Source organism: Gemmobacter sp., assembly GCF_016792925.1.
Classification (GTDB): Bacteria; Pseudomonadota; Alphaproteobacteria; order Rhodobacterales; family Rhodobacteraceae; genus Gemmobacter.
On the sequence record NZ_JAEULU010000295.1, the window covers coordinates 1 to 23575 of the forward strand.

Below are 23575 nucleotides of genomic sequence, written 5' to 3' on the forward strand. Positions count from 1 at the left end.
GTCGCGGCGGCGGCCTCCATCTGCGCATATTCCGGCGCACCCAGCAGGCGGCGCTGTTCGGCGGGCACGATCTCGGGCACGCAGACATGGCCGCTGTTCGGGTCGGGGATGCAATCGCTGGCCGCAGGGGCATAGCGATAGGGCTCGATCACGATGGCCGCCGTCTTGCCATCGGCGGAAACGATGAAGTTGCGATACAGCGGCGTATCCATGATGCGGTCGCGCAGCTCGGCCGGATCGCGGCCGCGCAGCAGCATGTTGCGCACCAGATCCTCCAGATAGACGCCACCATTCTCATACTGGATGAAGGGAATGTTATAGGGGCTGAAAATCTCCGAGATATAGGGCACGCCCTCGGAAATCTCGTTGTGAAGCTGGCTGAACCGGGTCAGGAAATCGCGGTCGAAAATATCGGGCGCGGCCACGGCGATCACCAGCCGGTTGTCCTGACCGAATTCGCGGCGCATCGCGTAATAGGACAGCAGCGCCGGGTCTTGCGGGTGCATGAAGGCCTCGATCCGGCCATCTTTCTGGATCGTCGGCAGGTTGGTGGCGACATAGCCGAAAATCAGCGCCATCACCACCAGCAGCGTTTTCAGCCGGTGGGTGAAGGCGGCGGTCAACAGCCGGGTCACCCCGGCATCAAGCGCGGTCATCAAATTCATATGGGTTCTCCCCGATGGGCCGCAGCGGCGGGCAGGGCGCCGCTGCGGGGCCAGAGCGCTGGCCTTGGTGCTGGTCGTGGCGTCAGGACCGGATCAGTGGGTGAAGTTCGGGCCGCGATAATCGCGGAAGGTGCTGGCCTCGGCGCCCATATCCTCCAGCTGGAAGAACTGGTCCGGCAGGCCCTGGTTGAAGGTCTCGCCTTCGGTGACAAACACCGAGTTCGACACCACCCGGCCCTCCTTGAGGGTCGAGACGCGATAGCGCTCGGGCGCGAAAACACCATTCACCCACCGCATATCCATGGTTTCCAGCACGCGCTGCTCGTTCGGGGCATCGGCGTTGAAGCTGGAATACATCGGCATGAAGGTCTCGGTATCCACCCAAACCTCGCCATCGCGCAGGCCCAGACGCACCACCTCGGCCTCGGTGCGCGGGTTCACATAGATCTTGTAAACCGGATAGCCGTTGAATTCGCCGGTTCCCAGCATCTTGCAATCGTAATCGCGGGCTTGCCGGATCAGCATTTCGCCCACAGCCAGGTCAGAGCCGTAAAGCCGCTGGCTCAGGTCTTCGGATTTCACATCCACCACCGATTTCGACGAGGGCAGCCAGACCCACACCTTGTCGGCCATGCCGACCTCGAAATTGTCATGCACATAGGATTCGACGCCCTCCAGCTCGGCCGGTTCCAGCACGATCGAGCGCAGGCGGCGGTTGATGCCCTGGTTCTTGTGCGCGGCGGCGATGCGGCGGGTTTTCACGGCGCCGGTCTCATCGGTGATCGTCATGTTGACGATGCGCCAGCTGTCATAGCCGTTATAGCGGTTCTGCATGCCCAGCATCACCTGGCTGCAATCGGTCAGCACCGGCGAGGTGGGGGTGGCGGCGGGCACCAGCGGCTGTCCCGTCTCGGCCGAAGCCCCGCCAGCAAGCGCAAGCCCTGCGGCAAAAACCAGCGCTGAAACCACATTTTTCGTAAACTGCGTCATCTTTGTTTCCTCGTTGCCGAAACGTCGTGAAAGGGATCGGAAGTTCCGAGGGCAGACTGGTGCAGAGTGGCGCCAGAACATAAATCTAATTTTAAGAGATAATTGGCTTTAGATGATGCCATATTTCCGAATTTGAAAATCGTTGTGACAAAATGCGGTGAAATCCATGCGCCTTCCGCAGGGTCAGATGGAAATTCCCTGCCCCGGCAAGGCATTGGCGCGCAATCCTCACAGAAATACACCCTTTGCGGAATTATGGCGAAACATGACCTGTCGCCCACCAATTTCCAAATAATGCCACACCCTCCGGTTCCCGATTTGGCTAAATCTGATTCAGGGCCATCTGCTGTAATTGGCCCGTGATTTGCGGTGAATCATGGAAACCAAAATCTGCGGGGCCACACGGCCCGAAGAAATTGCCATTCTGGAACATGAAGACGTGCGCTATTGCGGATTGTGGACCGGCATTGCTGGCCATCCCAATGATCTGGAGGATGCGCGCTTTGCCGCGCTGGCCGCCTGCTGCCGGAATGTCACCCCGGTTGCCGTCTGCGTGCGCAAGCCGGTGGCCGATCTTGTGGCGCTGTTGCGGCCCACACGGGTGCGCATGGTGCAACTGCACGGGTTCAACACGCCCCGCGATGTGGCAGAGCTGAAGGCGGCGGGCTTCACCGTCATCAAGACCCTGCATCTGGCCGATCAGGGCCAATGCCCCGAGGCGCGCTGGATCGCCGCCTATGATGCGGCGGGTTGTGACATCTATCTGATGGACCGTTTCGGCGGCCCGGATCAGATCGGCAGCTGCGGCAAGGCGCTGCCCGAGCCGGTGCTGCGCGACTGGCGGCACCGGCTGGCCGGGCGGCGCATCTGGCTGGCAGGCGGGCTGACGGCCGACCGCATCGCGACCCTCTCTGAACAGGACGGGATCGAGGCTTTCGACATCGACAGCGCCGCCCGCCATGCCGGGCAGATTTGCCGCAAGGCGGCGCGCATGCTGGTGACCGCCGCGCGGCCCGCCGACAGCTACAGGCTGACCGCATGAGCCGCGCCGCACAAAACCGGGCCGCGCAAAACCGGGCCGCACAAAACCGGGTCTGGCCCCTGCCCTTCACCGCCCCCGCGCAGCGCCGCCACCGGCTGTGCCCGCTGGTCATGGTGGGTGACCCCGATATGGGCGCCACGCGCGCGCTGCTGGATCTTTGCCTCAGCCTTGGCATTGATCTGGTCGAGCTGTGCCTGCCCTTCCCCAATGCCTTCACCGATGGCGAGACCCTGCGCCGCGCCCATGGCCGGGGCCTCGCCTCCGGCGCGGGCCTGCCCGAGGCGCTGCGGCTGATCGCCGATTATGCCGGGCGGATCGACATGATCCTGCTGGCCGACAGCAGCCACCACCTGCGCCCGCTCGGTCTGGCCGAGGTCTGCACCGCAGCGGCAGAGGCCGGGGCCGCAGGCATCCTGCCGCATGGCCTGCCGCCGCGCCTGACCGAGGCGTTTCACCATGCCGCGCAGGCGGCTGGCCTGCCCGTGGTCGGCACGCTTTATGCCGGTTCGGCCCCCGATCAACGGCAGGCCGCCGTGGCGCGCAGCACTGCCTTTCTTTACCTCGTTTCCGCCTATGGCCGGTCGGGCGGCGCAGCCCAACCCCACCTGCCGGGACCAGAGATCGCCGCCCTGCGCCAGATCACCGACCTGCCGGTGGCGCTTGGCTTTGGCCTGAAAACCCGGGCCGATGTGGAGGCCGCCTTTGCCGCCGGGGCGCGCATCGCCATTGTCGGCAGCGCCCTGTCAGCGGCGGTGGAGGCAGGCCTTGGCCAGCCCGACCCGCTGGCGCCAGCCCGCGCCCTGCTGACCGATCTGACCGCCGCCCTGCCCGCAGAGGAGCCCGTCGCATGACCACATTGGATGCCCGCACCCATCCGCGCAACGCGGCGCTCTTGCCCCAGCCCGACAGCGCCGATCCGCAGCAGGCGCTGCTGCGCGTCGACCGGGCGCATCCGTTCTTTTTCGATCACCCGCTGGATCACCTGCCCGGCCTCCTGCTGCTGGAGGCCGCGGTGCAGTTGGTGCAGCGTGGCGCGCCCTCGGGCCATTTCGTCAGCGCGATCGAGGGGCGTTTCCTGCGCTATGCGCTGTTTGATGCGCCCGTGCATCTGCAAGCGCACCCTGCCGGTCCCATGATACAGCGCGTTACCCTTTCGCAGCGCGGGCAGGCGCGGGCCGAGGTCACCGTGACCCTCTCCCCCTTTGCCCTGCCCGCCGCGCAGGGCAGCCAGCCGCGCCCCTTGGGTCTTGGCCCCGCGCCCCAGGCGGCCCTGAACAAGACCCGCCCGGAAAACGTGCTGATCGCCACGCCGCAGATCAGCGGCGACCGGGTGACCGCCTGGCTTTTGCCGCCGCCCGAGACCTGTCTGATGACCGACAGCGCGCAGGCGCTGCATCCGCTTTGCCTGCTGGAGGCCTTCATGCAGGTGCAGCGTTTCCTCAACAGCCAACGCCCCGAGATGGGCCGGATGCGCGACATCCTCACCGGGGTCAGCTTCCGGCAATATGCCCCCGTCCTCGACCGCGCGTCCGGGCTGCGCATCGACGGCGCGGCCCGCTTTACCGAAACCGGCCCCTCCCGGCTGTCGCGCAAGGCGACCATCGCGCAGGGCGGCATCGCCTTTGCCGACTGCGCCCTGCATACCGCGCTGGCCGGGCGCGCCACCAGCACAGGATAACCCAAATGGACCCCGTTCACATCATTGGCGCCGGCGTTGCCGGTCTGGGTGCCGCGCATTATCTGGCGGCGCGCGGCATCCCCTCGATCCTGCACGAAACCGCCGATCACTATGGCGGGCGCGCCGCCGCGATCCGGCAGGGCAGCCACCGCTTCGAGGTGGGGGGCAAGAATTTCTCCACCGCCTGGCCGCGTTTCGGCGCGCTGCTGGCCGAATTCGGCATTTCGGAATTCGAGCCGCAGCATCCCGGGTTTCACATCGTCATGGCCGACCGGCTTGTCGCGCTGGAGAAAAGCAAGACGCTGACCGGCGATCTGCGGCTGGCCTCGGCCATCGGGCTGCGCGGGGCGTTTCAGCTGCGGTCCTTTCTCGCGCAGGCGCGCAGCAAGGCCGAGGCGCTGAACTACACCGCTGGGCTGATCGAGGAGGTGGAGGCCGAATGGGACCACATGACCATCGACCGCCATTTCGCGCCCACGCTGGTCGACGGGCCGCTGCGGCTGTTTTCCATCATCATGGGCGCGGCGGAACCGTCCGAGCTTTACCCCTCGCTGCTGATGCTGTTCGCATCGGGCTTCGGCAAGGGGCAGCACCGGGCGGTGCGGGGCGGCATCGGGCGCTTTCATGATGCGCTGGCGGCGGGCAAGACCATCCGCCATGGCAGCACGGTGCGGCGCATCCATCTGGCAGGCGGCGCGGTGGCAGGGCTGGAGCTGGCCGAGCCCGGCGGCACAAGGCGCATCGCCGCCAGCCGCGTGATCTCGGCGGTGCCGCTGCATGTGCTGCGTCAGATGGTCGATCTGCCCGCCTATGCGCGGGTGGCGGCCTCGGCGGTGCGCTATCATCCGCTGGCGCTGGTGAATGCCACCTATGACGGGCCGGTGTTCCGCGACGGGGTGCATTCGATCATGTTCGAGCCGGGCTCGATCCTGGGCCATTGCTCGGCAAACCGGCTGGATCAGCCGCATCATGCGCGGTTCACCCTGTCGGGCAAGGCCGCGCGCGAGGTGCTGGACCGCCCGGATGACTGGCTGGTGGAGGCCGCCGAACAGACCTTTGCCCGCCGGATGCCGCTGCGTGCCGCGCGGCAAAGCGCGCATGTGGCGCGCCACACCGGCGGGATTTGCGGCTATGCCCCCTACTTTACCAAGGTGAAGCGCGATCTGCTGCGCGGGGTTGCCAGCATCGAAGGGCTGGAAATCGCAGGCGATTATCTGGAAGGGCATACGATGGAAGGCTGCCTGACCTCCGCCGCGCTCGCGGTGGAGCGGCTGCTGCATGGCGGCCAGTGGCGGCAAGCGGCCTGAGCGCGCCATGACAAAACCGCCCGGCCGAAAGGCGCGGGCGGTTTTTCCTTTGCGGCAGAGGGATCAGACCGGCAAGGCCTGCCGGGCCGCCGCCAGAAAGGCGCGCGCCGTCGCCTCGGGGTCGCTTTGGCCGTCGCCCATCAGCGCGGTGCCGATCAGCACCCCGTCAAAGCCCGCCGCCAGCACCTGCGTCGCCTGTTCGGGCCGGGTGATGCCGCTGGCGCTGACCAGCAGGCCCTGGGGCTGCACCCGCCGCGCCATGCTGCGCAGCGAAAGGCTGCGCTCGATGCCACCGCCATCGGTTTCCCGCTGCCGGATATTGCGGTTGTTCACCGCCAGAACCGCCCCTTCCGGCAGGCTCAGCCCCTCCAGCTCCGCCGCCGAGGCTGCCTCCACAAAGGGCGTCAGGCCCAGATCCAGTGCAAGGGCCGCAAGGCGGGCCAGATCGCGCGGGCGCAGCAAGGTGCAGGTGAGCAGCACCGCCGAGGCGCCCCAGCGGGCGCTTTCCTCCAGATGGCTGCGCGACACGATGAAATCCTTGCGCAGCACCGGCAGGCCGGTGGCAGCCAGATCGGCGATCATCGCGGGCGTGCCGCCATGCCATTGCCCGGTCGTCACCGACACGCAGGGCACACCGGCACGGGCATAGGCGGTGGCGATCTCGGAAACCGAGCGCCCGCCGATCAGGTCGCCCGCGGCGGGAGAGAAGGGCTTCACCTCGGCAATGACCGGGGCGGAGGCCGCGCGCAGGGCGGCGCAGAAGTCCGGCGCGCTCATTCTGCCGCTTCCAGACTGCGGCGGACAGATTGCGCAAACCGTTGCGCCTCGCGCAGCTTGGCCAGTGCCGCGCCGCTGTGCAGGCACTCCAGCGCCTGCCCGGCACCCGCCGCCAGATCGCTAGCCAGCCCGGCAGCATACAAAACCGACCCGGCATTCAGCGCCACGGTTTCCAGCGCCGCGCGCGGGGCGGTGCCGCGCAGCACGTCTTGCAGCAGGATCAGGTTCTGCTCCAGCGTGCCGCCTTGCAGCAGCACCAATGGGCCGGGGGCAAAGCCGATGCTGGCGGGGTCGAACCCCTCCGCCTCGGGGGCATCGGCCCAGCCCAGCCGGTTGCGGCCAATCGACAGCAACTCATCCACCCCCAGTTCGGAATGCACCGCCAGCAGTCGCCGCCCGGTGCGCGCGGCCACCCGGCGGATGAGGCCGAAAGTCTCGGATGTTGCCGTGCCCACCACGCTGGCCTTCACCTCGAAGGGGCAGATCAGCGGGCCCAGCCCGTTGACGAACCGCCCGATCACCTTGAACGGCAGGGGTTGCGCCGCAATCGCCAACCGGCGGCAGATCGGCGCATAGGCCGAGGCGGGGGCGAAGGCGATGCCGGTTTCTGACAGCATCGCATCCAGCACCGGCATCGGCATGGCCCGCCCCAGCCCAAGCGCCGACAGGATGTCGGCAGACCCGACCGCGCCGGAATAGGCCGAGGAGCCGGATTTCAGCACCCTGGCCCCGGCGGCGGCCGCCACGAAGCTGGCGGTGGTCGAGATATTGAAGGTCGAGGCCCCGCCGCCCGTGCCCACGATATTCACCGCATCGGCGGCCTGGCTGAGGCGGGTCTGTTCATAGCTTTCATCGACATAGCGCACGAAAGCCTCCACCCTGCTGTCCTGCGCGGGGGCGGCGGAAAGGGCAGCCAGCACGGCCACGGTTTCCGCCTTGGGGCGGGCCGCTGCATCGGTGGCCAGCCAATAGGCCACCATGTCGGTCATGTCCGGGGTCTTGCCGGCGATCAGCGCGGCGGCAACGGCTTCGGGGGTCACTTTGGCGGCTCCTTGCACGTTGGAGGGTGTTGGGTGAACACCCCGGCCATGGGCGCGCCATGGCCGGGGCCGCAGCCGTCAGGCCGCCACCTCGGTCTTGCTGGCCAGCAGCGCGGCGATGGCCTCCAGCGAGCGATACAGCTCGGCATCCAGTTCCTCGGGGGCGATGGCAACGCCGCACTCATCCTCCAGAAAGGCCACCAGCTTCAGCACGCCAAGGCTGTCGATCACCCCGCTCTGGATCAGGTCCATGTCGGCGGGCAGGTCTTGCGGCGCGATGTCGGGGGCGAATTCGGCACAGATGAAGGCGCGGATACGGGCGATTTGGGTCATGGAAAGCTCCTGTTGCGAAAGGTCGGGATCAGAGGGCCAGCGCAAGGCGGGCCAGCATCCGGCGGCAGATCTTGCCGTTGGAATTCTTGGGCAGCGGGTCCGGCCCGATGCTGTAGCGGCGCGGAATGGCCGGGGCGGGCAGGCCGGTCATGGCGTGGCGGCGCAGATCAAGGCTGCTCAGCGCGCGGCCATCGGTCGCCACCGCGCATTCCAGCCGCCTGTCGCCCTCGCGCTCGGTCACAAACACCGCCAGCTCCACCACGCCGGGCAGCCGCGCCAGATGCGCCTCGACCTCGGCCAGATCGACACGGTGGCCGCTGATCTTCTGCACGCTGTCGGCGCGGCCCAGAAAATGCAGGAGCCCATCGGCGCCAAGGCGCACCCGGTCATTGCTGCGGTAATGCCGCACGCCCTGCCAATCGGCAAAGGCGCGGGCATTCAGCGCGGGGTCGGAATAGCCCTCCATCAGGGTCGGGCAGGCCACCCACAGCTCGCCCTCCTCGCCGGGGGCGACGGGCTGGCCCGCCTCGTCCATCACCACATGGCGCACATAGGGCAGCGGCTGGCCCAGAGGCAGCGGGTCGGGCGTGTTCGCGCGCGGCACGTCATAAAAGAACGTGTCATTCGTCTCGGTGCAGCCGTAGATATTGGTGATCCGCGCCGCCGGGAAAGTGGCAAAGATCGCCTGAAGCGTGGCGGCGGGCATCGGCTCGCCCGCGAACAACACGGCGCGCACGGCGGGAAAGCGGCGCCCTTCGGCGGCGCGCACCATCAGCGCGAGCGCCGAGGGCGCGGCCTGCACCACCGTCACCCCGGCGCTGTCGATCAGGCGCAGCAGACGCTCGCCGCTGCGGGCGGTCTCGGCATCGGCCAGCGCGAGGCTCGCCCCCGCCGTAAGGCCGCTGAAAACATCGAGGAACGACAGGTCAAAGGCCAAAGGCGCATGGCTGAGCAGGCAATCCCCCGGGGTCAGGGCAAATTCCTGCCCGACCCAGCGGTTGAAGGCCACCAAGGCAGGCGCGGCGATCCGCACCTGTTTCGGCGTCCCGGTGGAGCCGGAGGTGTGCAGCACCGCCGTCACCTCTGGCCCCACAGCGGCGGGCAGGGCGCCCCGGGCAGGAGGGCGCGCATGGGCATCCAGCGCGATCAGCGGCAGCCCCTCGGCCCCGGCCCAGACCGCCAGCCGCGCGGCCGCCGGGCCATCGACCAGCACCGCCACCGGGCGCAGCAGGGCCAGAATGCCGGTCAGCCGCTCCTCCGGGTGGGCCGGGTCCAGCGGCGCATAGGCGCGGCCATCCGACAGGATCGCCAGCAGCCCGGCCAAGGCGAGAGGGGTCTTGGCGGCACAAAGCGCCACCGGCCCTTCCGGCAGATGCGACAGCAGCGCGCGCAACCGCGCGACCTCGCCGCGCAGATCGGCCATGGTCACAGGCCGGGCGGCGGCATCCAGAATACGGGCGTCAGGGCTGGCACGCAGCAGGCTGTCGGCAAAGGCGGCGGGCGACAGGCAGAGAGGCGAAAGCTGGTTCATCCGCGCCCCCTCACAAGCCCAACATCGCGGCGATGCGGTTGCGCTGGATGTCCGAGGTGCCGGAATAAATCAGCCCACCCACCGCATTGCGCAAGCCCGCCTCGATCCCGGTGTCAGACATATAGCCCGCCCCGCCATGCAGCAGCACCGCATCCAGCGAATTGGCGACATTGGCCTCGGAAATCGCCAGCTTGGCCGCCGCGATCTCCAGCGAGGCACGGCCCCCGCCCTCCATCGCGCGGACCGCGCGCGCCAGCCAATTGGCCGCCCCCTCCAGCCGCATATGCATATCGGCAATCCGGTGCGACACCGCCTGATAGCCGCCAATCGCCTGCCCGAATTGCTGGCGCGTCTTGGCCCATGTCAGGCATTGCCGCAGCTGCCGCCGCATCTCGCCCAGTTGCAGGGCAAAGACACAGAGGATTTCCCATTTCATCACATAATCAAGGATCGAGAAGCCCTGCCCCTCGCGCCCGATCAGCGCCGCGCCGGGCACCTCCACCGCGTCAAAATGCAGATCGGCCATCGGCGCGCTGCGCAGGCCCATCTTGCTGCGCGACCGGCCTACGCTGACCCCCGGCAAGCCCCGGTCCACCGCCAGCGCCGAAAAGCCGCCAAGCGCGCCCTTCTCGGCATCGGTGCGGGCATAGACCACGATCACATCCGCCAAGGGGGCGCTGGAGATATAGCATTTCTCGCCGCTCAGCGTGTAACCCGTGGCATGGGGCAAAGCGCGGCTGCGCATCGCGAAAGCATCCGAACCGCTGTCCGGCTCGGTGATCGCATGGGCGCCCACCCGGTCGCCCGCCGCCAGCGCGGGCAACAGCGCCGCCTTCATCGCGGGCGAGCCGAAGCGCGCCACCGGAATGCAGGTGCTGCACAGATGGGTCGCCAGCGTGAAGCCAAGGCCGCTATCCTCGCTGATCGTGCCGAAATGCTCCAGCACCTGCGCCAGCTCGGCGGCAGAAAGGCCAAGGCCCCCGAAATCCTCGGGCACGGTCAGGCCGGTCAACCCGGCCTCGCACACGGCCAGCCAGCGCGCCTGCGACAGGGTGCCCGCGCGGTCATCCTCCTGCCAATTGGCGTTGAACTGGGCCGCCCAGCGGTCCAGCCCAAGGCACAGCTCCTCGACCAGATCGGCGCGGAAGCCGGGCTGCGGCGCGGTTTTCGGAGACGGGGCGGTTTTTGGAAAAAGGGCAGTGCGGGTCATGCGATCTCTCCTGAACAGGCCTCGAAGATCAGGCTGCTGTTGATGCCCCCGAAGCCCAGCGAGTTGCTCATGGCATAGGGGCCGGTGATGGCGGCGGGGCCCTCGGGGCCGGGCATGGGAAAGCCGGTGGCCTCGGGCGTGGTGGTGGTGGCCATGGCGGGCGCCAGCCCGGCACGCAGGGCTAGCACGGTGATCACCGCCTCGATGGCGCCCGCACTGCCCAGCAGATGCCCGGTGGCCCCCTTGGTCGAACTGATCAGCGGGCGCCGCGCGGGATCGGTGAAAACGGCGGCCAGGGCCTCGCATTCGGTGCGGTCATTCACCGGGGTGCCGGTGCCGTGGCAATTGACATAGCCGATGGCCTCGGGCGGCAGATCGGCCATGGCCAGCGCCTGCCGCATGGCGCGGGCCAGGCCATCGGGGCTGGGATGGGTCAGGTGATGGGCGTCAAGCGCCAGGCCCGCCGCATGGAGCCGGGCCAGAGGCCGGGCGCCCCGCGCGCGGGCATGGGCCTCGGTCTCGATCACCAGCATGGCCGCGCCATCGGCAATGACCATCCCCTTGCGGCTTTGGTCAAACGGGCGGCAACTGTCGCGGTCCATCGCGCGCAGGGCGTTGAACCCGGCGAAATCGGCGGCGCGCATGCGGTCGCTGCCGCCCACCAGCATCACCGGCGCATCGCCCGCCCGCAGCCGCGACAGCGCATAGGACAGCGCGGCGGGCGAGCTGGCGCAGGCGCTGGAGAAGCTGGCGAAAGGCCCGGCCAGACCAAAGCTGCGCAGCAAGGTCTCGGCGCAGGCGCCGGGAGGGGCGGTCAGGCCGAAGACCTCGCCTGCCTCGCCGGCCGCCACGGCATCGGCAAAGCCATCCAGCAGGCCGCCGCTGGTTGTGGCCAGCGCCACGCCACAGGCGGCGCGGCTGACGGGATCGGCCAGGCCCGCCATGGCCAGCGCCTCGGCTGCGGCGATCAGGCCGTGGGCCGCGCAAGCGCGATCCGCCTCGGGCAGCGCGGCCAGGCCGCAGGCCTCCAGCGCGGCAGCGCGGCGCGCCGGGCTGACGGCATAGGCATTGCAGGCGCGGAAGGCGCTGGTATCGAAATGCGCCGGTCGGTCGGGCAAACCGCCCCCCGGCATCAGCCATTCGGCAAAGGCCGGAATGCCGGTCGCATCGCGCACGACGACGCCCAGCCCGGTGATGACGATGGCGCCGCTCATGCCATGGCCTCCTGTCGCGCGGGGGCGGCAAAGCTGGCCACCGGCAGGCAGTGCAGCCCGGCCAGAATGCCGCCGCAGCGCGGGTCCAGCGCGCCCACCAGCCAATCCTGCGCCTGCTCGCTGGCCGCCGTGGCCTCCAGGGCGCGGATCAGGGCCAGAAGTCCGCCCACGGCCAGACAATCGACCAAGGGCGGCACAGGAGCCTCGGCTTCGGCAATCAGCAGGCGCGGCGCTGCGGGGTCGCCTCCGAAGGCCCGCGCGGCGACGGCGCGCGGCTGGCCTTGCGGCGGCACCATCGCCAGCCCGGCCAGCTCGGCCAGAACCGGCGCGCCGCGCGCCCGCGCCAGACTGCCACGTTCCAGCAGCACCAGCGCCATTGCCTCATGCACCGGGGGTGCATGCGGGGCTGCCAGCAGTTCGACATGCGCGGCGGCAGGGCCGTGCAGATCCTCGAAGGCCGCGACGATCACCCGGTCGCAGCGCCCCTCGCGCAGCCAGTCGCGCCCGCAGGTCAGCGCCTCCATCCCGGCGGCCAGCGAGCTGACCAGCGCAATGCCCGGCCCCTGAATGCCATAGTCAATGGCGCAGGCCGAAACGGGGAAGTTATGGGTCGCCTGCGCAAAGCCCACGGCATCAATGCCGCGCGGCCCCAGATCGCGCAGGCGCCGGTGCATGTCGGCGACCAGCGAACAGCCATAGCGCGACCCGGAGACCAGCCCCGTTGCCGGGCCAGCCAGATCGCCGGGGGCAAGGCCCGCATCGGCGGCCAATTGGCCGATCAACCGCGCAAGGCGGCTGGAGGGGCCGGTATGGCGCCGGTCCGGCGCCTCCTCAGGCAGTCGCAGAATGGAAACTGCGCCAGAGACCGGGCCCGCGCCGATGGGCCCGGGGGCATCTTGCTGCGCCAGCGCAAGCGCGGTCGCGGTGATGACGATGCTGTCAGACATTCTGTCCCGGTCTCCGGCAAGAGGGAGGATCAATAGGCCGAGCTGTCGGCACCGCCGAGCTTGTGCGCTTCCTGGCCTTTCAGGGGCGGGTTGAAGACGCAGACCAGACGCATGGTCTTGTCGGCCTTCAGGATGTGCTTCTCGTGCTTGTCCAGCGCATACATGGTGCCCGGCACGATCCGGTGGGTCTCGCCGGTGGTCTGGTCGATCACCTCGCCCTCGCCCTCGATGCAGTAGCAGGCTTCCAGATGGTTGCGGTATTCCAGCAGCGAGGCGGTGCCCTCGTCGATGATGGTATCGGTCAGCGAATAACCCATGTTGTCAGAGGCCAGCAGCAGGCGACGGCTTTGACCATTGCCCCAGGCCACGTCGCGCTCGGTATTCTCGATCTTGTTGATGGAATTGATGATCATGTCAGTTTCCCTGTGAAATGTGCGGGTCACAGGCTGCCGCATTTTGCGGACCAGGCGTCATGTGACCTGTCTTGGACTATATGTCGGAGCCGCAGCACAACGGGTTGTTAATTTATGGAATATGATTTTAACGCAGCAAATGGATTGCCAATTTCCGCTGTCACAAAGGCAAAAAACCCGGTTTTATGGCAAAACATCACAGCCGGATTTGCCGTGGCGAAAACAAGAAAGGCGGCCCTTGGGCCGCCCTTGCGAGACTGTCATCCGATCTACACGCCAGAGTAGTTTTTGCGTCACGAACAGGCGGGATTCGCCGATTGCAGGGCATCGCGCCGCAGCGAGCCGGATTGAAAGCGCGTGGGCGTCGCAAAAAGCGCGGCATGTTTCTGGCGCAGGCCCGACAGAATCATCGCATGCGGCAGGTCGTCATATTCGCCATGATCCTGAAGGATCTCCATATGCTGCCGCCCGGCCTCGTCGAAAGGGTGATGCACGCAATCGCTTTCGCCATCGAAGTCCAGCGGGCGCATGCGGAACATCTGGCACAGGCGCTTGTTGAACACGGGCGTGGCGCGCAGCCAGCGCCCGCCCAGGTTCAGGCTGACAAGGCAGTGGTAATGGAACACCCGCCCGCCCATCAGCGCCGCAAGCTGATCGGAACAGAGATGGTTCTGCACATCGGTGAACCACAGCCGCGCCGGGATGCCCAGGCTGCGCAGGGCCGCCGCATAGACCACGGATTTATGGATGCACAGACCCGCCCCCTTGCGCAGGATGGCGCTGGCCCGCATGTCCTCGGCGGCGAAATCGGCATTGTAGATCTCGTAATGCAGCCGGTCGCGCACGGCATAGAACAACGCCACCGCCTGTTCGCGCGGGGTCGCGCCCGGCGGCCCGGCGTGTCGGGCCACGAAGGCGGCCACTTCCGGCGCGTCCAGATCCAGAAACTCTGTCCGTGCCAGGCTGGCAGAGGGCGGAGCAGCGGCATCATGGCAGGAAACAGGGCTGAAGGCGATCATTTGGCCATTCCTTCAATGGTTTCACAAATGGCATTCGGGATGGTGACAGAGATGCGCGTGCCGACACCCAGCTCGCTTTCGATCTCGATATGGCCGCCCAGACCCTCGGCGATGGTGCGGCACAGATAGAGGCCCAGACCATATCCGCCCGAGGCGCGGCCCCGCGATTCATCGACGCGCCAGAACGGCTCGGTGAGATAGGGGATCTGGTTGGCGGCAATGCCGATGCCCTGATCCTCGACCGACATGCGCAGGGCGCGCGGCTGCGCCCCGTCGCGTTCGAACCGCACGATGATCTGGCGGCCATTGCCATAGCGCACGGCGTTGGAGACAAAGTTCTTCAGCAGGATGCCGACGACGAAGGGATCAAAGAAGGCCACGTCAAAGCCGACCTCATTGATCACCTGCAAGGGATAGCCGTCATCCACCTGCTGCGCGATCTGCTCGCGGGCATAGGGCACGATCTCGACCAGCTCGGTCGCATCCTCGTTGGAATGGCGGCGCTCGGCGGCAAGGATGGAGGAGAGGATCTCCTCGACCACCGAAATGTCCTTGCCGATCCGGGCGCGCAACTCCTCGTCCTGCACCAGCTCCTTGCGGACCTTTAGCCGCGACAGCGGCGTCAAAAGCTCATGCGGCAGGGCCAGCAGCATGTGGCGCCGCGCCTCATGGATGCGCTGCAATTCGGCCACCATGGTGTTGAACGATACGGCAAAGCTGCGAAACTCGCCAAAGGTGTCGGTCAGGGGGATCTGATAGTTCAGGTCGCCCTCCTCGATCCGGGCGATGCCTGCGCTGAGCGTGATGAAAGGCCGGGTCAGCCGCCGCATCAGATAGTAGATCAGCCCCACCACCACGAAGGAACTGACGATCACCACCCCCACAAGGAACAGCGCAAAGCCCGAGATCGGCTCGCCGAATTGCGGCAGCACGGTGAAGGTGGTGCCGTCAAAGCTGCCCGCCGCATAGCGGTTGCCGAAGCGTTCAATGGCGATCCCGTCGCGGTCGGCGCGCGCGGCCTCGAACAGGCCCGCGAAATCCGAGGTGGCGGCGGCCTCGGGGGTCATGTGGCGCAGGGCGACCCCGCCCACCGTCACCGGCTGGCCGCCTTCGCGCCCGCGGCCCTCGATCTCGGCCCGCTCCACAAGGTCGTGGAACAACGCGCGCGCAAGGTAGCGGCGCGGGTGTTCATCGGCGATGCGCTGCAAGGACAGGATCAGCACAAAGCTCAGCAGCAGGGTTGCCCCCACCGTGGTCATCAGCAGCAGGGTGAACACCGATTGCGAGCCGATCCAACGCAGCAGGCGGTTCAGCGTCGCCCTCATGGCTGGCTCGCCTCGGGCAGCAGCGCATAGCCCTGCCCTCGCGCCGTCACGATGATGTCGGGCCGCCCGCCAGCGGCGCGAAAGCGTTGGCGGATGCGATAAACCAGCGTGTCGATCAGCGCCGGGTCGCTGTCCGGCCCATGGCCGATCAGGGGCAACAAGGCGGCGCGGCTCAGCACCTGCCCGCCTGCCGATTGCAGCGCCTGCAACAGATGCAGCTCCAGCTCGGTGAGCGACACGCGGATCGACCCCTGCAAGGCCTCCAGCCGCCCGTCATCCAGCACCAGCGCCTCGCGCGCGCTCGCGACCCCGGCCGCGCGCGGCACCTGCCCGGTGCGGCCATGGCTGCGGGTGATGGCGCGCAGACGGGCCACCAGTTCGCGCAGCTCGAAGGGCTTGGCGATGTAATCATCCACCCCGGCCTCCAGCCCCACCACGCGGTCGGTCAGCTCGGCCCGGGCCGAAAGGGCGACGATGGGCGGATTGCCATAGACCTCGGGCGCGGCGCGGATCAGACGGCAGACCTCCATCCCGTCCATCTCGGGCAGCATCATGTCCAGCACGACGGCATCGGGGCGATCTTCGCGCAGCCGGGCCAGCCCCGCCTGCGGCGTTGCCGATTGCGACAGCGTGATGCCGTAGCGTTCCAGCAACGGGGTGATGGTTTCACCCAGGTCCTCGTCATCGTCGATCATCAGCACTCTCACTGCCCGCGTCTGCCTCTATCTTATGCGTATGTAACATCTGCGCGATACACTTAAAACGTGTATCGCACCGCGATCTGGGCGGTGGTCTCGACCGGGTTGGCCCCATAGGCCGAAGCGCTGTCGCCAAAGCTGCGCGAGGCGCGCAGGCTGAGTTCGGCCTTGTCGTCATGGAAGGGCATGGCAATCGAGGCCTGCCACAAGCCGCTGTGATCGGCGGGCACATAGAAGGCCAGCACCGAAAGATCGGCGTCTTTCCACAGGTCATTCCAGGCCATCCGGGCGAAGACCTGCTCGCGCGCCAAGGGCTCTTGCTGCCGGGCGGCATAGCCGCGCAAGGCGCCCGCCGCCGCCAGATCGGCGCCGGAGGCCAGGGCCAGCGCATCCAGCCGCGCCTCCGACAGGCCCGCGCCGTTATAGTGATATTCCAGTGCCAGCGAAATATCGCGCTGCCCGACCAGCGCCGAGGGCAAGGCCCAGCTGCCGCCAAGCGCCGCCTGCGCCTGCCAGCCCTTGCCCGCATCTGCCCCCAAGGCATCGCGCAGCGCCGCTGAGCCGCCCGCCATCCCTTCGCCCGCCAGCGAGCGGCGGCGCTGTGCAAAGCCTTCGGCATATAGCACAAGGCTTTGCCCCACCGCCGCGCTGACCTCCATGCCCAGGCCGGGGTCGCCATCCTCCACCAGCGCCGAAACCGTCAGGTTCAGGTTGTCGCCAGTATCGGGGGCATATTTCAGGAACACCGCCTCGGAGGGGTTGGTGCGGTGCAGGTTCAGCCCCACCACATCCTGCCCTGCCAGCAGATCATCGCCCGAAGCGCTGATGCGCGGGCGATAGCCAAAGCTCAGCAGATCGGCGCCAAGGCTCAGCTGCCCCGCCAGCATCAAGGTGCCCAGACGCTCCAGCCGCCGGTCGCCGGGATCGGCGCTGTCGCTGATCACCAGACTGTCGGCCTTGAACCAGTCGGTCGGGTTATAGCCCTGCGCCACGCCGTTGCGCAGATTCACCCGCCCGATGTCAAAGGCCAGACCCGGCCGCGCCTGCCAATGCAGCGCCAGTTCCTGCACATCCAGCCGCAGATCCTCGCGCACGGCGAAATCTTCGTGCTGCACCTGCGTGGCACGCACCCGCAGATTGTAGCGCAGCCCCAGATCGGGGCTGACGCTGCGATGGCCCATCCATTGCGCCGTGGCGCGGAACGAGCCGGTCTCGGTGCCGTCGCGCGTTTCGGCCCGCAGCAGACGGGCCTCGACGGTGAGCGTGCCGGGGGCCTCTGGTGCGGCATCCGGGGCAGGCAAATCCGCCTCGGACGCCGCAGCCACCCCCATTTCGGGCGCAAGGCCCACATCGGGGGGCAAATCATACTCATCCGCCCGCACCGGGCCCGCCACCACAGAGGCGGCCAGCATCGGCACCAGACAGAAAAGCGCTGCGCGAGACCCTTGCATTTCCCGCCCCCTTACAGCCGGAACCCGGCCAGCGCTTCCTTGCGGAACATCGATTCCGGCAGGTCGCGGCCCTGGAAGCCCTTCATCGTCATCACCGTGATCTTGTTGGGGTCGAACCCGTCGGCGATCACCACTTCGGTCGGGCGGCTGGCGCCCATCTGATTGGCGAATTTGCGATACCAGGACACTTTCAACAGCTTGCCGCTGCCTGCGTAATACTTACCCTTCACCGGGCGCCCCGAGGCCTTGTCGACCCAGAATTCGATGCTGCTGTAGGGCGTGGATTTGTCGCGCGATTTCAGATCGAGCTTGTAGCAATCGCGGGTCTTCTTGTCCCCATCGGCCACCGCCTCCTCGCCGGCCAGCGTGGGGGTGTAGTCGCCCATCAGGTTGGAGCTGACCACATCGCCATTCGAGGCATTGCCCAAAAGCCGCTGCCGCGCCGAGATGCGCACCGAGGCCTGCGAGGCCGGGTCGAACATCCACAGGCTGTTGCCATTGCGCAAAAGCAGCTTGCCGCGATCGGCGCTTGGCGCGTTGATATGCACCAGCGTCTGAAACTGGCCGCCCGCCCGGCGCGACAGGGTGGTGACCTGGGTTTGCCCGGTCAGCGCGCTGCCCTCGTAATTCTTCAGGTCCACATTGACCATGAACGAGGATTGCGGATTCCGGATCGCATCGGCATGCGCGAGGATGCCCCCGGCATCCACCGCCAGCGCCATGCGGGGCATCGCGCCCATGCCGGCCAGAACGGCGCCTCCGAACAGAAGCTGGGTGAAGCTGCGGCGGTCAAGTGTCATGGCAGTCTCCTTTCCAATAAGGGTGCTTCAGCCGCGCTGAAGGCTTTGAACAATGTTGAGCCGGGCGGCGCGGAAGGTCGGCAGCACTGCCGCCAGAACCGCGATCACGACGAGGAACAGCAGAACCGAGATGGCGAAGGTCGGGTTTTCCAGCACCATCAGCCGCACGGTCAGGGGGGTGGCATTGCTGGGCGGCGTCCATTGCACGCCCGCCGAATTGACCATCCGCGACAGCCCGACCCCAAGCGCCAGCGCCAGTGCCGCGCCAAACAGCCCGGTCAGCGCGCTTTCCGCCAGAAACAGCCGCCCGACAAAGCCCCGGCGAAAGCCCATGGCGCGGATCGTGCCGATCTCTTTCACCCGCTCCACCACGGTCATCGACACGGTGTTGAAGATGGTGAAGACGATCACCAGCGCCAGCACTGCCGAGACGACGGCAAAGATGAAGGCGAACATGCCGAAGATGCGGGTAAAGGTCGGGTCCACTTCGGTGAAGTGATAGGCCGAAAGATCCATGCCCGCCTCGCCCAGCAGGGTCTGGATGCGGGCCTTGACGGCATCGGCGCGGTCCGGGTCCTGGATCTGCACCATGATCGTGGTGGCCTCGGGGCTGCCATCGAAGACCAGCGCGCGGGCCTGATCGAAAGGCAGCAGCACAAAGGCATTGTCCAGCGCCCGCACGGCCTGCGCCTTGGCGGCGGCGATGCGCACGGCGATGATGTTCGGCACGCCCTCGGTGGTGGCGGCCATCAGGTTCAGCTGCGGCTGGCCCGTGCCGCCTGCCGTGATCCCGGCCAGATCGGCGTCGCCCGCCACCAGCCCGGTATATTCGGCGGCCGAGGGGTCAGCCTCGCGGCCCGCGCCTGCCTCGGGGGCATCCTTGCAATCGGGCACGGCCAAGGCCTCGCAGACGCCCAGCATCCGCGCCATGCCCAGCCCCACCACCACTTCCTCGGAGGCCGGGTCTTCCGGCAGGCCGGTGGGCAGGCCCGCCTCGCCGATGTTCCAGCCATCCCATTGGCGCATCTTCGCCAGATCGGCGGCCACCACGCCCTGCCCGATGAAGGTCTTGGAATTGCCGGTGGCGGCATTGCCCGCCACGCCGGACAGATCAATGCGGGGCGTGATGACCGCGATCTCGGCGGCCAGTGCGGCATCGGCGCGGATCACGTCGATGGCGGCCTGCCAATCGGGGATCGTATAGGCCTCCGGATTGGCGGCGCCAAATTCAAGATAGCCGTTGCGATAGATTTGCAGATTGCCCTGATCCTGGATCATCGAGGTTTGCACCCCATACCAGATCGAGGTGACAAAGCCGCCCAGCAGCAGCGCCGCCAGGCCCCCCACGCCGATGGCCAGCGCCGTGGTCACCGAGCGGCGGGCGTTCTTCACAAGGTTGCGAAATGCGATTTTCCAGATCATGTTCGGGGTCTCTTTCCTGTCGGGCTGCGATCACACCACCCGGCCGTCGATGATCTCGATCACCGGGCTGTGGGGGGGGATCAGCTGGGTCTCATGGGTGCAGATCACCACGGTCGTATTGAACTCGGCCTGCATGCGGGCCAGCAGTGCCACGATCTCGCGCGAGGTGCGGGTATCCAGATTGGCAGTCGGCTCGTCGGCCACGATCAGCCGCGGTTCGGGCGCCAGCGCACGGGCCACCGCCACACGCTGCCGCTGGCCGCCGGAAATCTCGCCGGGGCGGCGATCCATCAGGCCGCCAAGGCCCACGGCCTCCAGATAGGCCGCCGCACGGTCGCGCCGGGCGCGGCCCGACATCGGCTGGCGCAGCAACGGAAATTCCACATTCTCGCGCAGGCTCAGCACCGGGATCAGGTTGAAGGACTGAAAGATGAAGCCGATGTTGCGGGCCCGGAAATCTGCCGCCGCCGCATCGCCAAGGCCGGTGACATCGGCGCCGAACAGCTCCAGCCGCCCGGCATCGGGGCGATCCACCAGCCCGAGGATGTTGAGGAAGGTGGATTTGCCGCTGCCCGAGGGGCCGGTGATGAAGGTGGTGGTGCCGGCCAGGATGGTGCAGCTCACCTCGGTCAGGGCGCGGACCTTCACCTTGTCCAGCCGGTAATCCTTGGTCACCGCCTCGAACCGGGCGGCGCAGGGCGCGGCCGATCCGGCGGTGATGGTCTGCCCGTCAAGCTGGGCCGCTTCGATATGCTGGTTCACGCGAAACCCTCCGCAGACTGATTGCAGGGTCAGGATGGGTGCGGGGGCGCGCGCAATCAAACAGCAAAGGATGCAGTTTCAAGGCGTTGCTACGGCCATTGTCACAGCAGATGGCAGAGTGTCATGGAAAGCGACGCCGCCGTGACGGGCAGCCGCGCGCTGTCACGCAAGGCCCATCTTCGGCGGCAAAGGGCGGGCTTGCCTCTTGCAGCGCGGGCGGCCAGCGGGCAGCCTGCCGCTGTCAGCCGGAGAATGATGATGGAATATGTCTTTGCCCCGCCCGCCCCGCCCAGCCTGCCGGTCGAGGGGATGACCGCGCGATTCCCGCTGCGCCGCATCCTCTGCGTCGGGCGCAACTATGCCGAACATGCGCGCGAGATGGGCCATGACCCGGACCGCGAGCCGCCCTTCTTCTTTGCCAAGCCCGCCGATGCGCTGGTGCAGCATGGCGCGGTGATCCCCTATCCGCCGATGACCGCCGACCTGCATCACGAGGCCGAGCTGGTGGTGGCCATCGGCACCGGCGGCGCCCATATCGCGGCAGGCGATGCGCTGGCGCATGTTTTCGGCTATGCGGCGGGCAATGACCTGACCCGCCGCGACCTTCAGGCCGAGGCGAAGGCGGCCCGCAGGCCTTGGGACATGGCGAAAGGCTTTGATGCCTCGGCGGTGATCGGCACGCTGCGCCCCGGCGCGACCCCGCCCGAGGGGCGCATCCGTTGCAAGGTGCAGGGCGAGCCCCGGCAAGAGGCCGCGCTGTCAGAGATGATCTGGCCGGTGGCCGGGGTGATCGCGCATCTGTCGCGGCTGATCGTGCTGGCGCCCGGCGATGTGATCATGACCGGCACCCCCGCCGGGGTCGGGCCGATCCGGCAGGGCGAAACCTGCGTGGTGGAGATCGACGGGCTGGCCCCCGCCGCCGTGACCCTTCGCTAACCGAAACGCGCCGCCGATCCACAGGCGCAGATCGCAGAAAGGCCCGGAGTTTCCTCCGGGCCTTTTGTCAAATCCCTTGCGGGATCTCATGTAATAGGCGCGCTCGCCATGCTCTGCGATGTCGAGGCCTTCGCGCTCCACTTCCTGCTTCACGCGCAGGCCGATCGTCAGATCCACCAGCTTGTAGAGGATGAACGACCCGATCCCCGAGAAGACGATGGTGAACAGAACCGCTTTCACCTGCGCCATGATCGCGGTCGACGCCACATATTCTGCCACTTGCAGCGTGCCCGGTTGCGACAGGTAATCCGGGATGCCCGCGCCACCAAGGGCGGGGTTCACCAGAATGCCGGTGCCGATGGCGCCGATGATGCCGCCGATGCCATGCACGCCGAACACGTCGAGGCTGTCATCCAGCTTGAACGCGTTCTTGGCATAGGCCACGAACAGGAAGCAAAGCACACCGGCGACGAGACCCAGCACGACCGAGCCCATCGGCCCAGCAAAGCCAGCCGCCGGGGTGACCGCCACCAGACCGGCCACGACGCCCGAAACCAGACCCAGCAGCGACGGCTTGCCCTTCATCGCCCATTCGATGAACATCCAGGCCACGCCACCGGCGCAGGCGGCCACGAAGGTGTTCACAATGGCCAGCGCGGTGATGGCATTCGCTTCCAGGTTGGACCCGGCGTTGAAACCGAACCAGCCCACGAACAGCAGGGCCGCGCCAATCATCGTCATGGTCAGCGAGTGCGGCGCCATGGATTCCTTGCCATAGCCCACGCGCTTGCCGATCACGATGCAGCCCACAAGGCCCGCAATCCCGGCATTGATATGCACCACGGTGCCACCCGCAAAGTCCAGCGCGCCCCAGTTCCACAGCAGACCATTGGCAGCCAGATTGGCCGCGGCCGTCTCGGCGGCGGCGGTGTCGCCTGCGGCCTCTGCGATCAGCTTGGCGGTCTGTTCCTGCGCGAGGAAATCCGGGCCGCCCCACCACCAGACCATATGGGCCATCGGGAAATAGATCAGCGTCACCCACAGCACGACGAACACCATCAGCGCCGAAAACTTGATCCGCTCGGCAAAGGCGCCGACGATCAGCGCCGGGGTGATGCAGGCGAAGGTCATCTGGAAGGCGATGAAGGTGAATTCGGGCAGATAAACGCCATTGGTGAAGGTCGCCACCTTGGAGTTCACGTCAACGCCCGACAGGAACAGCTTGGAGAAGCCGCCAACATAGGTATCCAGCGCGCCGCCATAGGTGAAGGCCAGCGAATAGCCGTAGGTGATCCAGATGATCGACACCACCGCGCAGATCGCAAAGACCTGCGTCAGCACCGACAGCATGTTCTTGGAGCGCACAAGCCCGCCATAGAACAGGCCAAGGCCCGGCACGATCATCATCAGCACGAGGACGGTCGAGATCGACATCCAGGCCACGTCGCCATTGTTCACGCTTTGCTCGAACGTATAGGGCGCGAGCGGCGCTGCGGCGGCGGTGGTCGCGGTGGCCGCCTCCTGTGCCATGGCGGGCAGGCCGGCCAGCGCGGAAACCGCGCCCAGGCTGGCAAGTTTCATCTTGTTTTTCATGGTGTTTTTGTCCCCTTCCACCCTGGTCCGTTCACAGCGCGTCGTCGTCGGTCTCGCCGGTGCGCACCCGCACCGCAGCCTCGACATCCAGCACAAAAATCTTGCCGTCACCGATCTTGTCGGTGCGCGCCGTGCTGCGGATGGTCTCGACCACCTGATCGGCAAGGCTGTCGGACACGACGATTTCCAGCCGCACCTTCGGCACGAAATTCACGGCATATTCGGCCCCGCGATAGATCTCGGTATGGCCCGACTGCGAGCCGAAGCCCTTGATTTCGGTTACCATCATGCCGCGCACGCCAATGGTGGTCAGCGCCTCGCGGACCTCCTCCAGCTTGAACGGCTTGATTGCAGCGATGATCAGTTTCACCTGTGATCCCCTTTTTCTGGCAGGCGGCCCGAGGCTGGCGCGTCGGACCTTG

The 23575-nt window shown here is 67.2% G+C and carries 23 protein-coding genes and 1 pseudogene; 5 read left to right on the forward strand and 19 right to left on the reverse strand.

Translation table 11 applies throughout. From position 1 onward, the window contains the following. A partial coding sequence (locus tag JNN06_RS14200; RefSeq protein WP_291240251.1) for a hypothetical protein occupies nucleotides 1-665 on the reverse strand: 665 nt, incomplete at its 3' end. A gap of 93 nt (nucleotides 666-758) precedes the next feature. Beyond that, nucleotides 759-1655 (reverse strand): outer membrane lipoprotein-sorting protein, encoded by an 897-nt coding sequence (locus JNN06_RS14205; protein ID WP_291240252.1) that lies wholly within the window; start codon nucleotides 1653-1655, stop codon nucleotides 759-761. Between the two features lie 376 nt (nucleotides 1656-2031). Between JNN06_RS14205 and JNN06_RS14210 the strand changes: the two genes are divergently transcribed. From JNN06_RS14210 to JNN06_RS14225, 4 genes are read left to right on the forward strand one after another with little or no spacing between them, the layout of a single operon-like run. Then, nucleotides 2032-2697: a hypothetical protein gene (locus tag JNN06_RS14210; RefSeq protein ID WP_291240253.1), complete on the forward strand. Its 666-nt coding sequence runs from the start codon at nucleotides 2032-2034 to the stop codon at nucleotides 2695-2697. Next, the gene (locus JNN06_RS14215; RefSeq protein WP_291240254.1) at nucleotides 2694-3548 is read left to right on the forward strand and encodes a tryptophan synthase subunit alpha; all 855 of its coding nucleotides are present in this window, start codon (nucleotides 2694-2696) and stop codon (nucleotides 3546-3548) included. Before JNN06_RS14210 ends, JNN06_RS14215 begins: the two co-directional genes overlap by 4 nt. Beyond that, a complete protein-coding gene (locus JNN06_RS14220; protein WP_291240255.1) occupies nucleotides 3545-4375 on the forward strand; it encodes an AfsA-related hotdog domain-containing protein in 831 nt (276 codons plus the stop codon). The genes JNN06_RS14215 and JNN06_RS14220 overlap by 4 nt, the downstream gene beginning before the upstream one ends. A gap of 5 nt (nucleotides 4376-4380) precedes the next feature. Further along, nucleotides 4381-5682: an FAD-dependent oxidoreductase gene (locus tag JNN06_RS14225; RefSeq protein WP_291240256.1), complete on the forward strand. Its 1302-nt coding sequence runs from the start codon at nucleotides 4381-4383 to the stop codon at nucleotides 5680-5682. 63 nt (nucleotides 5683-5745) lie between these two features. On the opposite strand, the gene JNN06_RS14230 is transcribed toward JNN06_RS14225, so the two are convergent. From JNN06_RS14230 to JNN06_RS14300, 15 genes are all read right to left on the reverse strand, one after another. Continuing rightward, complete coding sequence (locus JNN06_RS14230) at nucleotides 5746-6459, reverse strand: hypothetical protein (protein ID WP_291240257.1); 714 nt, start codon at nucleotides 6457-6459, stop codon at nucleotides 5746-5748. Continuing rightward, nucleotides 6456-7499, reverse strand: coding sequence for a hypothetical protein (locus JNN06_RS14235; protein WP_291240258.1), 1044 nt, complete (start codon nucleotides 7497-7499; stop codon nucleotides 6456-6458). Before JNN06_RS14235 ends, JNN06_RS14230 begins: the two co-directional genes overlap by 4 nt. A 78-nt stretch (nucleotides 7500-7577) precedes the next feature. Next, entirely contained in the window at nucleotides 7578-7832 is a 255-nt protein-coding gene (locus JNN06_RS14240) for an acyl carrier protein (protein WP_291240259.1), read from the reverse strand. Nucleotides 7833-7860: 28 nt separating this feature from the next. Next, a complete protein-coding gene (locus JNN06_RS14245) occupies nucleotides 7861-9363 on the reverse strand; it encodes an AMP-binding protein (RefSeq protein ID WP_291240260.1) in 1503 nt (500 codons plus the stop codon). Nucleotides 9364-9373: 10 nt separating this feature from the next. Continuing rightward, on the reverse strand, nucleotides 9374-10573 hold the full coding sequence (locus JNN06_RS14250) for an acyl-CoA dehydrogenase family protein (protein WP_291240261.1): 1200 nt from the start codon (nucleotides 10571-10573) through the stop codon (nucleotides 9374-9376). After that, entirely contained in the window at nucleotides 10570-11787 is a 1218-nt protein-coding gene (locus tag JNN06_RS14255) for a beta-ketoacyl synthase N-terminal-like domain-containing protein (protein ID WP_291240262.1), read from the reverse strand. The genes JNN06_RS14250 and JNN06_RS14255 overlap by 4 nt, the downstream gene beginning before the upstream one ends. Beyond that, nucleotides 11784-12734: a beta-ketoacyl synthase N-terminal-like domain-containing protein gene (locus JNN06_RS14260; protein ID WP_291240263.1), complete on the reverse strand. Its 951-nt coding sequence runs from the start codon at nucleotides 12732-12734 to the stop codon at nucleotides 11784-11786. Before JNN06_RS14260 ends, JNN06_RS14255 begins: the two co-directional genes overlap by 4 nt. A gap of 29 nt (nucleotides 12735-12763) precedes the next feature. Then, nucleotides 12764-13147, reverse strand: coding sequence for an ectoine synthase (locus JNN06_RS14265; protein ID WP_291240264.1), 384 nt, complete (start codon nucleotides 13145-13147; stop codon nucleotides 12764-12766). Nucleotides 13148-13440: 293 nt separating this feature from the next. Further along, the gene (locus JNN06_RS14270; protein WP_291240265.1) at nucleotides 13441-14166 is read right to left on the reverse strand and encodes a transglutaminase family protein; all 726 of its coding nucleotides are present in this window, start codon (nucleotides 14164-14166) and stop codon (nucleotides 13441-13443) included. Further along, a complete protein-coding gene (locus JNN06_RS14275) occupies nucleotides 14163-15491 on the reverse strand; it encodes a HAMP domain-containing sensor histidine kinase (protein ID WP_291240266.1) in 1329 nt (442 codons plus the stop codon). Before JNN06_RS14275 ends, JNN06_RS14270 begins: the two co-directional genes overlap by 4 nt. Beyond that, entirely contained in the window at nucleotides 15488-16186 is a 699-nt protein-coding gene (locus tag JNN06_RS14280; RefSeq protein ID WP_291240267.1) for a response regulator transcription factor, read from the reverse strand. Before JNN06_RS14280 ends, JNN06_RS14275 begins: the two co-directional genes overlap by 4 nt. Nucleotides 16187-16248: 62 nt before the next feature. Next, nucleotides 16249-17640: a hypothetical protein gene (locus JNN06_RS14285; protein ID WP_291240268.1), complete on the reverse strand. Its 1392-nt coding sequence runs from the start codon at nucleotides 17638-17640 to the stop codon at nucleotides 16249-16251. An 11-nt stretch (nucleotides 17641-17651) separates the two neighbouring features. Beyond that, nucleotides 17652-18440 carry an outer membrane lipoprotein-sorting protein gene (locus JNN06_RS14290; RefSeq protein WP_291240269.1) on the reverse strand — a complete coding sequence of 263 codons (789 nt, stop codon included), beginning with the start codon at nucleotides 18438-18440 and terminating at the stop codon, nucleotides 17652-17654. 27 nt (nucleotides 18441-18467) lie between these two features. Then, nucleotides 18468-19862: an FtsX-like permease family protein gene (locus JNN06_RS14295; protein ID WP_291240270.1), complete on the reverse strand. Its 1395-nt coding sequence runs from the start codon at nucleotides 19860-19862 to the stop codon at nucleotides 18468-18470. A 30-nt stretch (nucleotides 19863-19892) separates the two neighbouring features. Next, complete coding sequence (locus JNN06_RS14300) at nucleotides 19893-20624, reverse strand: ABC transporter ATP-binding protein (RefSeq protein WP_291240271.1); 732 nt, start codon at nucleotides 20622-20624, stop codon at nucleotides 19893-19895. Between the two features lie 258 nt (nucleotides 20625-20882). On the opposite strand from JNN06_RS14300, the gene JNN06_RS14305 reads away from it, so the two are divergent. Beyond that, nucleotides 20883-21560: a fumarylacetoacetate hydrolase family protein gene (locus tag JNN06_RS14305; protein WP_291240280.1), complete on the forward strand. Its 678-nt coding sequence runs from the start codon at nucleotides 20883-20885 to the stop codon at nucleotides 21558-21560. A 105-nt stretch (nucleotides 21561-21665) separates the two neighbouring features. Here the strand turns inward: JNN06_RS14305 and JNN06_RS14310 are convergent. Continuing rightward, a pseudogene (locus JNN06_RS14310) lies at nucleotides 21666-23240 on the reverse strand (ammonium transporter); the annotation flags it as partial. Next, nucleotides 23185-23523 (reverse strand): P-II family nitrogen regulator, encoded by a 339-nt coding sequence (locus JNN06_RS14315; protein ID WP_291240272.1) that lies wholly within the window; start codon nucleotides 23521-23523, stop codon nucleotides 23185-23187. The gene JNN06_RS14315 and the pseudogene JNN06_RS14310, both read right to left, overlap by 56 nt. Between the last annotated feature and the right edge of the window lie 52 nt (nucleotides 23524-23575).

Excerpts from the sequence above, each read along its gene's own strand:
- JNN06_RS14270 (WP_291240265.1), bottom strand. The coding sequence starts at position 14,166 with ATGATCGCCTTCAGCCCTGTTTCCTGCCATGATGCCGCTGCTCCGCCC.
- JNN06_RS14295 (WP_291240270.1), bottom strand. The coding sequence starts at position 19,862 with ATGATCTGGAAAATCGCATTTCGCAACCTTGTGAAGAACGCCCGCCGC.
- JNN06_RS14230 (WP_291240257.1), bottom strand. The coding sequence starts at position 6,459 with ATGAGCGCGCCGGACTTCTGCGCCGCCCTGCGCGCGGCCTCCGCCCCG.
- JNN06_RS14265 (WP_291240264.1), bottom strand. The coding sequence starts at position 13,147 with ATGATCATCAATTCCATCAACAAGATCGAGAATACCGAGCGCGACGTG.
- JNN06_RS14220 (WP_291240255.1), top strand. The coding sequence starts at position 3,545 with ATGACCACATTGGATGCCCGCACCCATCCGCGCAACGCGGCGCTCTTG.
- JNN06_RS14250 (WP_291240261.1), bottom strand. The coding sequence starts at position 10,573 with ATGACCCGCACTGCCCTTTTTCCAAAAACCGCCCCGTCTCCGAAAACC.
- JNN06_RS14290 (WP_291240269.1), bottom strand. The coding sequence starts at position 18,440 with ATGACACTTGACCGCCGCAGCTTCACCCAGCTTCTGTTCGGAGGCGCC.
- JNN06_RS14260 (WP_291240263.1), bottom strand. The coding sequence starts at position 12,734 with ATGTCTGACAGCATCGTCATCACCGCGACCGCGCTTGCGCTGGCGCAG.
- JNN06_RS14275 (WP_291240266.1), bottom strand. The coding sequence starts at position 15,491 with ATGAGGGCGACGCTGAACCGCCTGCTGCGTTGGATCGGCTCGCAATCG.
- JNN06_RS14240 (WP_291240259.1), bottom strand. The coding sequence starts at position 7,832 with ATGACCCAAATCGCCCGTATCCGCGCCTTCATCTGTGCCGAATTCGCC.
- JNN06_RS14280 (WP_291240267.1), bottom strand. The coding sequence starts at position 16,186 with ATGATCGACGATGACGAGGACCTGGGTGAAACCATCACCCCGTTGCTG.
- JNN06_RS14205 (WP_291240252.1), bottom strand. The coding sequence starts at position 1,655 with ATGACGCAGTTTACGAAAAATGTGGTTTCAGCGCTGGTTTTTGCCGCA.
- JNN06_RS14215 (WP_291240254.1), top strand. The coding sequence starts at position 2,694 with ATGAGCCGCGCCGCACAAAACCGGGCCGCGCAAAACCGGGCCGCACAA.
- JNN06_RS14210 (WP_291240253.1), top strand. The coding sequence starts at position 2,032 with ATGGAAACCAAAATCTGCGGGGCCACACGGCCCGAAGAAATTGCCATT.
- JNN06_RS14255 (WP_291240262.1), bottom strand. The coding sequence starts at position 11,787 with ATGAGCGGCGCCATCGTCATCACCGGGCTGGGCGTCGTCGTGCGCGAT.
- JNN06_RS14245 (WP_291240260.1), bottom strand. The coding sequence starts at position 9,363 with ATGAACCAGCTTTCGCCTCTCTGCCTGTCGCCCGCCGCCTTTGCCGAC.
- JNN06_RS14225 (WP_291240256.1), top strand. The coding sequence starts at position 4,381 with ATGGACCCCGTTCACATCATTGGCGCCGGCGTTGCCGGTCTGGGTGCC.
- JNN06_RS14305 (WP_291240280.1), top strand. The coding sequence starts at position 20,883 with ATGGAATATGTCTTTGCCCCGCCCGCCCCGCCCAGCCTGCCGGTCGAG.
- JNN06_RS14285 (WP_291240268.1), bottom strand. The coding sequence starts at position 17,640 with ATGCAAGGGTCTCGCGCAGCGCTTTTCTGTCTGGTGCCGATGCTGGCC.